Origin of the sequence: Mesorhizobium sp. M1A.F.Ca.IN.022.07.1.1, from assembly GCF_003997575.1 — a bacterium.
Lineage (GTDB): Bacteria > Pseudomonadota > Alphaproteobacteria > Rhizobiales > Rhizobiaceae > Mesorhizobium.
On sequence record NZ_RZST01000251.1, the window covers coordinates 1 to 9,031 of the forward strand.

Genomic DNA, 9,031 nt, shown 5'->3' on the forward strand with positions numbered 1-9,031 from the left:
GCCGAGATCTGCACGGCGATCGACAGCGATTTCACTGGACGGGCGGCGCAGGAAACGCGGCTTGCGGAACTGTTCGTCGTTCGCGCCGGCATCAAGCACGCCATCCGGCATCTGCGCGGCTGGATGCGCGAGCGCCGCGTCGCCACCAGCCTGCCGTTCCTGCCGGGGCGCAACCGCCTTCTGCCGCAGCCGCTCGGGGTCGTCGGCATCGTCTCGCCCTGGAACTATCCGTTCCAGCTTGCCATCGCGCCGGCAACTGCCGCTCTAGCCGCCGGCAACCGGGTGCTGCTCAAGCCGTCCGAGCTGACGCCGAACTTTTCGGACCTGCTCGCCCGGTTGGTCGAAGAGCATTTTTCTTCCGACGAGATGAGCGTTGTGGTCGGCGATGCCGAAGTCGGCAAGACATTCGTGTCCATGCCTTTCGATCATCTCCTGTTCACCGGCTCCACCGCGGTCGGCCGGCAGGTGGCGCTAGCCGCGGCCGCCAATCTGACGCCGGTGACGCTCGAACTTGGCGGCAAGTCGCCGGCGATCTTCGATGCGTCGTGCGATCTCGACGCTGCGGTTGCGAGCGTCGCCTACGGCAAGCTCTTGAATGCCGGCCAGACCTGCATCGCACCAGACTATCTGATGGTCCCGCAAGGGCAAGGCGCGGCGGTCGCCGCAAAACTTGCCGGCGCGATGGCGCGGCTCTATCCGCGCCTGGGCGACAATCCCGACTACACGGCCATCGTCAGCGAACGGCACCAGCGGCGGCTGAGCGACATGGTCGCCGAGGCGCGCGAAAGCGGTGCCGATGTCACCGAGGTCAACCCGGCAAATGAAAAGCTCGGCTGGAGCGACCGCAAGATGGCGCCTGTCCTGGTCAGGAACGCCGGCGAGAGTTTGCGGCTGATGCGCGAGGAAATCTTCGGGCCGGTGCTGCCGATCCTCGAATACGGCACGATCGATGAGGCGATCGGTCACGTGAACCGCGGCGAGCGTCCGCTCGCCCTCTATTGGTTCGGCAAGAACAGCGCCAATCGCCAAAGGATCATGCAAGAAACCGTTGCCGGCGGCGTGACGGTCAACGACTGCATGATGCATCTGGTGCAGGAACGGCAGCCATTCGGCGGCGCCGGCGAGAGCGGCATGGGCGCCTATCACGGCGAATGGGGTTTCCGCACATTCAGCAAGGAAAAGCCGATCTTCGTCCAATCCAGGCTGAGTGCCGGTGCCCTGCTCAGGCCGCCTTATGGCCGGACGTTCGAGCGGCTGTTCCGCTTGCTCAACCTGATCACCTGATCGGATTTATTTTCGGATTGGGCGCGTCCTCTGATTGTCGCATGCCAATGCAACGGGTCATTTCGCAAAAAACTTCTTCATCATACTGACGCCTGCTGCCATTGAGTGTCCGATCGGCTGAAAAACCGGCCCCGATTGAGAAAAGCCAAGCAGTCCAGCATGTAAAACGCGGAAAAAACCAGCGCCCCGAGCTCGGCGGCGCAATAATCCATCAAAGTTTCTGACTGTTTTGCGCAACGGCTTTGCGGTAGAAGCGCGCTTCGCCGATCACGGCAAATTGAAGATGGCTCTGCGCGCCCCCATATCGGCCGCGCGCCCGGGGATCGAAACCGTCGACCTCGCCCAAGCCTGCAACGGAAAAAATGACGATGCCGAAAATCAGGTTTCACAAGCTTGCAGCCATTGCTGTGCTCATCGGATCCGCTGCCTGGATGGCAACGGGCGAGTTCTCGTCCGTGGGCAGCGCCGCCGATCACCAGAAGGAGGGAGGAGCAGGCAAAGCCGCGCAGTCCGGCGCCGAAAAGCCGAAGACGGCGGAGGCCGAGCCGAAGGCAGCATTGCGCACCGTCGCGGTGGTGACGCCGCCGCGCAAAACCTTCGCGCGGGCGATACGGATCTCGGGCCTGACCGAAGCCGACAAGCGCGCTGTGCTTGCTGTCCGCGTCGCCGGTGTCATCGACAAGCTCCCGGTCAAGCAGGGCGATCACGTCAAGACCGGCGACCTCGTGCTGATGCTTGCCGCCGAGGAGAAGCTCTCGAATGTCGATAATGCCAGGCAGCTGCTGGCGCAGCGCAAGGCCGAGCTCGACGCAGCCGAGCGGCTGGCCAAGACCGGGAACCTGCCCAAGCTGCAGCTCGACACTGCCCGCTCGAACCTGACGGCGGCGCAGTCCATGCTGGAGACGGCGCAGGCCGAACTCGACCGCAACGAAGTGAAGGCTCCCTTCGACGGCGTCATCGACCGCGTGCCGGTCGAGCTCGGCAGCTCGGTGATGCAGGGCGGCGAGGTGGCCACCATCCTCAAGCTCGACCCGGTGATCGCGCGCGGCGAGATCAGCGAGCGCGACCTGCGCTACATCAAGATCGGCGACCAGGCCAACGTGCGCCTTGTCAACGACCAGAAAGTCACCGGCACGGTGCGCTACATCAGCCGTGACGCCTCCTCGCAGACCCGCACCTTCCGTGTCGAGGTGGCCATCCCCAATGCCGACGGCTCCATCCCCGCCGGCATGACGGCCGAGATCACGCTCAGCGCCCAGCCGACCGATGCGGTCATGCTGCCGCGCTCGGTGGTGACGCTGGGCGACAAGGGCGACCTCGGCATCCGCGCCGTCGGCAAGGACGACAAGGTGGCGTTCTTCCCGATCGACCTCGTCGACGACACGCCGAAGGGCTTGGTGCTTGGCGGCATCCCGCAGGACGCGCGCATCATCGTCGCCGGCCAGGAACTGGTGAAGGAAGGCGATCTGGTGAAGCCGGTCGAGGCCGACCAGGCAACCATCAACAAGCTGATCAGCGAAGCCTCCGCCGGCACGCAATAGCGCGGCCGCAGCGCCGGCTCGGCCGGCGCCGCTGGCCAATGTCGCGGCTTCCAGGGAAACAGCAGGCATAAGTCATGGACATCGTCAGACTCGCCATTCACAACGCCCGCCTCACAATATTGGCGCTGATGTTCCTGCTCGTCGCGGGCTGGGTCGCCTATCAGTCGACGCCGAAGGAAGCGGAGCCGGACGTTCCGATTCCGATGATGTATGTCAGCCTGATCTACCAGGGCATATCGCCGGAGGACTCCGAACGGCTGCTGCTCAGGCCGATGGAAAGCAAGCTCAAGAGCCTGAAGGGGCTCAAGGAGATGCGCTCGGCCGCCTTCCAGGGCGGCGGCTACGTGCTGGTCGAGTTCCAACCGCAGACCAACCTGGCCACCGCGCTGCAGGACACCCGCAGCAAGGTGCAGGACGCCAAGGCCGACCTGCCGCAGGCGGCGGAGGAGCCGACCGTCACTGAAGTCAACGTCTCGGAGTTCCCGGTTCTTGTCGTCACGCTTTCCGGCGACGTGCCGGAGCGCGTGCTGACGTCGGCGGCGCGCGAATTGCGCGACCGCATTGAGGAGGTGCCGGGCGTGCTCGAAGGCTCGCTGCAGGGCGCACGCGACGATCTGGTTGAAGTCGTCATCGATCCGGTGAAGCTCTCCTCCTACGGACTCCAGCTCGATCAGGTGATCCAGGGCGTCGGCGCCTCCAACAGCCTGGTCGCGGCCGGCAATCTCGAAGGCTCCGAGGGCAAGTACGCCGTCAAGGTGCCGTCGCTCATCGAGACGCCCGAGGACGTCGCCAAGCTGCCGGTCGTCGCCACGCCCAATGCCGTGGTGCAGGCCAAGGACGTCGCCACCATCCGCTCCACCTTCAAGGACGCCGAGACGGTGACCCGCCTCGACGGCAAGCCGGCGATCGCCATCGAGGTGAAGAAGCGCATCGGCGCCAACCTGATCGATACGCTGAACCATGTCCGGGAGGTGTCGGACACCTTCATCAAGACGATGCCGGAAGGCATGCACGTCACCTACACGCAGGACAAGTCGGTCTTCGTCAACCAGCTTTTGGGCGACCTGCAGAACCATGTGATGATCGCCGTCATCCTGGTGTTCATCGTCATCCTCTACGCGCTGTCGGGACGCGCCTCGCTGCTCATCGGCCTCGCCATTCCGTCGTCCTTCCTGATCGGCATCCTGCTGCTTGCGATGATGGGCTACACGATCAACATGATCGTGCTGTTCAGCCTCATCCTGGCGGTCGGCATGCTGGTCGACGATGCCATCATCGTCACCGAATTCGCGGAGCGGCGCATGAGCGAGGGCATGCCGAAGGCCGATGCCTTCGCGCTAGCCGCCAAGCGCATGGCCGGCCCGGTCATCGCAGCGACAATGACACGCATCGCCGCGTTCTCGCCGCTGCTCTTCTGGCCCGGCATCATCGGCGACTTCATGAAGTACATGCCGATCACGCTGATCGTGACGCTGTCGGCCTCGATGCTCTATGCGCTGGTCTTCGCGCCGACGCTCGGCGCCATCTTCGCCAAGGCGCCGGCGCATCACGAGGACAGCGATCGCGACGGCTGGTATATGGCGCTGGTCAAGCAGGCGGTGCGTTTCCCGATGACCGTCATCCTGCTCACCGTAGGCCTGCTGGTCGGCGTCGGTTTCGCCTATTCGAAATACGGCGCCGGCGTCGAGTTCTTCCCCAGCGTCGAGCCGGATTACGGCCTGCTCTATGTGCATGCCCGCGGCAACCTTTCGCTGGCCGAAATGGACGCCGCAACCAAGACGGCGGAAAGCCGCCTGCTCGGCTGGCCCGGCGTGAAATCGGTCTACACGCGCGTCGGCAAGACGCAAGGCGGCGGCCAGGACATCCCGGAAGACGTGGTCGGGGTGATCCAGTACGAATTCGTCGACTGGCGCGAGCGCAAGTCCGCCAACCAAATCCTCGACGATTTGCGTGGCGTCATGGCCGGCATTCCCGGGGTCGACGTCGAAGTACGCGTGCCGGAGGCCGGCCCGCCGACCGGCAAGCCGATCCAGATCAGGCTTTCGGCCGCCGACCCGGCCGGGCTCGACGACAAGGCGCGCGCCGTCGCCGCGCGCATCGCCAAGGTCCGCAACGTGATCGATGTTTCCGACGGCCTGCCGCCGCCCGGTGTCGACTGGGCGCTTGAGGTCGATCGCGCCAAGGCGGCGCAATACGGCATCAGTCCGACCTCGGTGGGCACGGTGGTGCAGCTGGTGACGAACGGTCTCAAGCTGTCGGAGTACGGGCCGGCCGGCGCCGACGACGCCGTCGACATTCGCCTGCGTCTGCCGGAAGACCGGCGCACGCTCTCGACGCTCGACGAGCTCAGGGTGCAGACCTCGCAAGGCTCGGTGCCAATCTCGAACTTCGTGGTCAGGAAGCCCGAGCCGACAGTCGGCGTCCTCAACCGCATCGATGGCGCGCGCACCGTGGTGGTGCAAGCCAATGTCAGCGCCGGCGCGCAAGTGGCAGCGGTGCAGGCGGAAGTCACCAAGGCCGTGGCCGACATGGATCTCGGCAGCGGCATACGCTGGAAGCTCGCTGGCTCCAACGAGGACAGCGCGGAAGCCAGCGCCTTCCTCAGCAAGGCTTTCGGCGCCGCGATCTTCCTGATCTTCCTGGTGCTGCTCGCGCAGTTCAACAAGTTCACCAGCGTGTGGCTTGTTCTCTCCTGCGTCGTCATGGCGACGATCGGCGTGTTCCTCGGGCTGCTTCTGACAGGGGAGGCCTTCGGCATCGTCATGTCGGGCATCGGCGTCATTGCGCTTGCCGGCGTGGTGGTGAACAACAACATCGTGCTCATCGACACCTATGACCGGCTGCGCGAGGAAGGCTGGGACAAGATGGATGCCGTGCTGCAGACCTGCCGCGAACGCGCCAGGCCCGTGGTGTTGACGGCGGTCTCGGCGATCCTCGGCGTGCTGCCGATCGCCTTCGGCCTCGGTCTCGAAATCTTCCATCACGAGACGACGATCAACGCGCCATCGACGCAATGGTGGATTTCGCTGTCGTCGGCGATCGTCTTCGGCCTGTCCTTCGCCACCTTGCTGACGCTGGTGGTGACGCCCTCGATGCTGATGGTGTTCACCCGCGCCAAGGTGAAGCCGGGCGCCCGGCGTGGCTGGTTCGGCCGCGTGTTCCGCCGCGGCAAGGGCGAGCTCTCGACAGGCGAGCCGGTAGCGGAAGCCAATGCCGAGCCGGCGGTCGCCTTCCCGAAAGCCGCCGAGTAGGGCGACTTCGCAACTCAGGTACATGGAAGCCGCTCGGGAACTACCGGGCGGCTTTTTGCATTGTTCCCTCGAAGTTCAACCAGACGGCGAGGGTTTTCAATGACGATCGGTACAATTCTCGTAATAATCCTGATCCTGATCCTAATCGGCGCCGTGCCGGCATGGCCGCACTCGCGGTCTTGGGGCTATGGGCCTTCGGGGATTGTGGGAGTCATTCTGGTAGTGTTGCTGATCCTGCTTTTGATGGGCAGGATCTGAACCGACGACCATTTGCGGCCGGGCCTTGAAGTCCGGCCGTTTTCATCTTGAGGTTGTTCTTTGCTCAGGCGGCCTGACGCATGGGCGCGACGGCTATGCCGATGTCTTGCATGGCTTCCGCCACTGCTCGGGCGAGCGGGGTGTGCGGGATTTCGCCGATGACCTCTTCCAGGCGCGCTGACGCCAGCCGGTGCGGCTCGAAGCGCAGGTAGGACATCGAGACGATCTCGCGCCACATGGTTACGAACGGGCTGCCGGCGCGCAGCACCCACCAGGGCATGAAGGTGAGTTTCAGCTTGCGGCCGAGCGCCTTTTCGGCGGCAGCCTTGATGTCGAGATCGGTGACGGCGTGGCCGGGGAAATTGATGGCCTCGTAAAAGCCGAGCTTATCGAGATTGCGCGCCAGTGCGACAAAAGCCACCGCGAAGTCGGGCAGATAGGCCCATTCGTGCACGAGCTTGGCCGGGCCGGCGGCGGTGTAGACCCCCTTTTCCATCTTGGCGGCGACGACGAGATCGAACCAGCCGCCGCTGCCGGTGCCGCCGAAGAAGTCGCCGGCCCTAAGCAGAATGGTGCGCACGCGGCCCGCATCGGCTTCGCGACGGAAAAGCTCCTCCATGGCGACGCGGATGCGGCCCTTGTCGGTGGTAGGATGGAAAGTCGTTTCCTCGGTGATCACCTGCGGCATCGGCGAGCCGTAATTATAGACAGTGCCCGGGAAAAGATGCAGCGCGCCGTTCGCCCGACAGGCTGCCATGACGTTCTCGGCCATCGGCAGGCATTTGCCCCAGTCGGTATAGATCGGGTTCAAGCCATTGAAGATGATGTCGACGCCTTGCGTGGCCCGGATCAGCGACTGGCGGTCCAAAGCGTCGCCAGCGACGGCAATAGCGCCCTTGAGCTCGGGCGGCACCTTGCCGGTGCGGGTGACAGCGCGGACGTCGAAACCGGCGTCGATGAAGGCCTTGGCAACCACGCGTCCGAGCCGGCCATTGGCGCCCAGAATTGCGATCTTGGTCATTGTTCGTCTCCGTTGTTTGCGTTTGCCCGCTTAATCTGACGTCTACAAAGCCGAATGGAAATTGACTAAGATCGGCACCCTGTTATGCAAAAACGAATGAATGAATTCGACTGGAATCTGATCAAGAGCTTCGTCGCGGTGGCCGAGACCGGCAGCCTTTCGGCCGCCGCGCGCAAGCTCGCATCAAGCCAGCCGACGCTCGGCCGCCACATCGCCGAGCTGGAGCAGGCGCTCGGCGTCACGCTGTTCCGGCGCGGGCGGCGCGGCTACGATCTCACGGAGGCAGGCAGCGCACTCTACGAGCGCGGAAAGGCAGTCAGCGAGCAGGCCAATGCATTCTCATTGCTTGCGCTGGGCTCGGTCGAGGCGATCGAGGGTACGGTGCGCATCGCTGCCTCGGAGGTGGTTGCGGCCTGCGTGCTGCCGCAGATCACAGCGCGCCTTGGCGAGGAAGAGCCGGGCATCGAGGTCGAGATCGTCGCTTCCAACCAGGTCGAGAACCTGCTGCGGCGCGACGCCGACATCGCCATCCGCATGGTCAGGCCGGCGCAGAACGAGCTGATGGCGCGCAAGGTCACCGATATCGCGCTCTGCATATGTGCTGCGAAATCCTATCTCGACCGACATGGACGCCCGCAGAAGCCGAGCGATCTCGTCGACCATCCTTTGGTCGGTTTCGACCGCAGCGATGAGATCGTTCGCGGCCTCACCGCGTTTGGCATCCCGGTCAGCCGCAGCAACTTCCGCTTCAGGACCGACAACCAGATCGTGCTGTGGGAGGCGGTGCGGGCCGGCAATGGCATCGGCATCGGCCAGGAGCCGCTCGCTAGCCGCGATCCTCGACTGGAGAAGCTGTTGCCGGAGGTTCCCTTGCCCGAGCTGCCGGTGTGGCTTGCAATGCACCGTGACGTGCGCACCAGCATGCGCATCCGCCGCGTCGCGGATTTCCTGCATGAAGAGCTGAAGCGCTACTCCGCCGGCGCAGGCTCGGCGGCAAATTCGGCGCGGTAAGCGAGGTTCGCCATCAACAGCACGATGACCAGCAGGCCGGAAAGCGCGACGAAGATCGGGCCGAAGCTCGAATGCTCGGCGACGAAGCCGATCGCCGACGGCGCCACCAGGATTCCTGAATAGCCCATCGTGGTGACGACGCTCATGCCGGTGCCGGAAGACAAGCCTTCCTGGTTGCCGCCGGCCGAAAACAGGATCGGCACCATATTGGCGATGCCGAAACCGCAGAAGGCGAAAGCGGCAATGGCAAGATAAGGCGAGGGGGAGAGGCCGGCCACCAACATGCCGGCGGCAGCGACAAGCGCCGAGCCGCGCAGCGTCGCCACCGCGCCGAAGCGGTTGCGCACGCCGTCGCCGAGAAAGCGCATGAGCGCCATGACGCCGGAGAAGGCAGCATAGGCGAGGCCGGCAATCGCAAGGTCGGCGCCGAGCTCCTGCTGGAGGTAGAGCGCGGCCCAGTCGAGCACGGCGCCCTCTGAGACCATGGTGAGCAGCGCCATCAACCCGACCAGATAGACAATTGTGTGCCGCGGCAGCGTAAATTTCTGATGCCCGGCGGCCTGCGGCCTGTCGTCGGCGATGAGGTAGCGAACAGCAAAGGCGATGACCAAAAAGGCGAGCGCCGTCACCGCAATCGCATGCGCGAGATAGCCGTAGTTCTGAAT

General features: G+C 64.5%; 8 protein-coding genes. 5 read left to right on the plus strand and 3 right to left on the minus strand.

The features are described from left to right. Nucleotides 1-1,284, plus strand: a 1,284-nt coding sequence (locus tag EOA75_RS23355; RefSeq protein ID WP_164747515.1) for a coniferyl aldehyde dehydrogenase, incomplete at its 5' end; no start/stop codon positions are given. Nucleotides 1,285-1,495: 211 nt separating this feature from the next. On the opposite strand, the gene EOA75_RS35640 is transcribed toward EOA75_RS23355, so the two are convergent. Beyond that, nucleotides 1,496-1,630, minus strand: a complete 135-nt coding sequence (locus EOA75_RS35640; RefSeq protein WP_275955525.1) for a hypothetical protein — start codon at nt 1,628-1,630, stop codon at nt 1,496-1,498. 22 nt (nt 1,631-1,652) lie between these two features. On the opposite strand from EOA75_RS35640, the gene EOA75_RS23360 reads away from it, so the two are divergent. The 3 genes from EOA75_RS23360 (at nt 1,653) to EOA75_RS23370 (ending at nt 6,334) form a co-directional block, all read left to right on the plus strand. Next, nucleotides 1,653-2,825 carry an efflux RND transporter periplasmic adaptor subunit gene (locus tag EOA75_RS23360; RefSeq protein WP_127325276.1) on the plus strand — a complete coding sequence of 391 codons (1,173 nt, stop codon included), beginning with the start codon at nt 1,653-1,655 and terminating at the stop codon, nt 2,823-2,825. Between the two features lie 74 nt (nt 2,826-2,899). Continuing rightward, nucleotides 2,900-6,076, plus strand: coding sequence for an efflux RND transporter permease subunit (locus tag EOA75_RS23365; protein WP_127325273.1), 3,177 nt, complete (start codon nt 2,900-2,902; stop codon nt 6,074-6,076). 99 nt (nt 6,077-6,175) lie between these two features. Further along, nucleotides 6,176-6,334 (plus strand): DUF3309 family protein, encoded by a 159-nt coding sequence (locus tag EOA75_RS23370; RefSeq protein WP_040991775.1) that lies wholly within the window; start codon nt 6,176-6,178, stop codon nt 6,332-6,334. A gap of 64 nt (nt 6,335-6,398) precedes the next feature. Here EOA75_RS23370 and EOA75_RS23375 read toward each other — a convergent pair whose 3' ends face one another. Then, complete coding sequence (locus EOA75_RS23375; protein ID WP_127216393.1) at nt 6,399-7,355, minus strand: SDR family oxidoreductase; 957 nt, start codon at nt 7,353-7,355, stop codon at nt 6,399-6,401. A gap of 96 nt (nt 7,356-7,451) precedes the next feature. Here EOA75_RS23375 and EOA75_RS23380 point away from each other — a divergent pair, with 96 nt between their 5' ends. Next, complete coding sequence (locus tag EOA75_RS23380; protein WP_127325274.1) at nt 7,452-8,366, plus strand: LysR family transcriptional regulator; 915 nt, start codon at nt 7,452-7,454, stop codon at nt 8,364-8,366. On the opposite strand, the gene EOA75_RS23385 is transcribed toward EOA75_RS23380, so the two are convergent. Continuing rightward, nucleotides 8,324-9,031, minus strand: a 708-nt coding sequence (locus tag EOA75_RS23385) for an MFS transporter (protein ID WP_127325275.1), incomplete at its 5' end; no start/stop codon positions are given. The genes EOA75_RS23380 and EOA75_RS23385 overlap by 43 nt on opposite strands.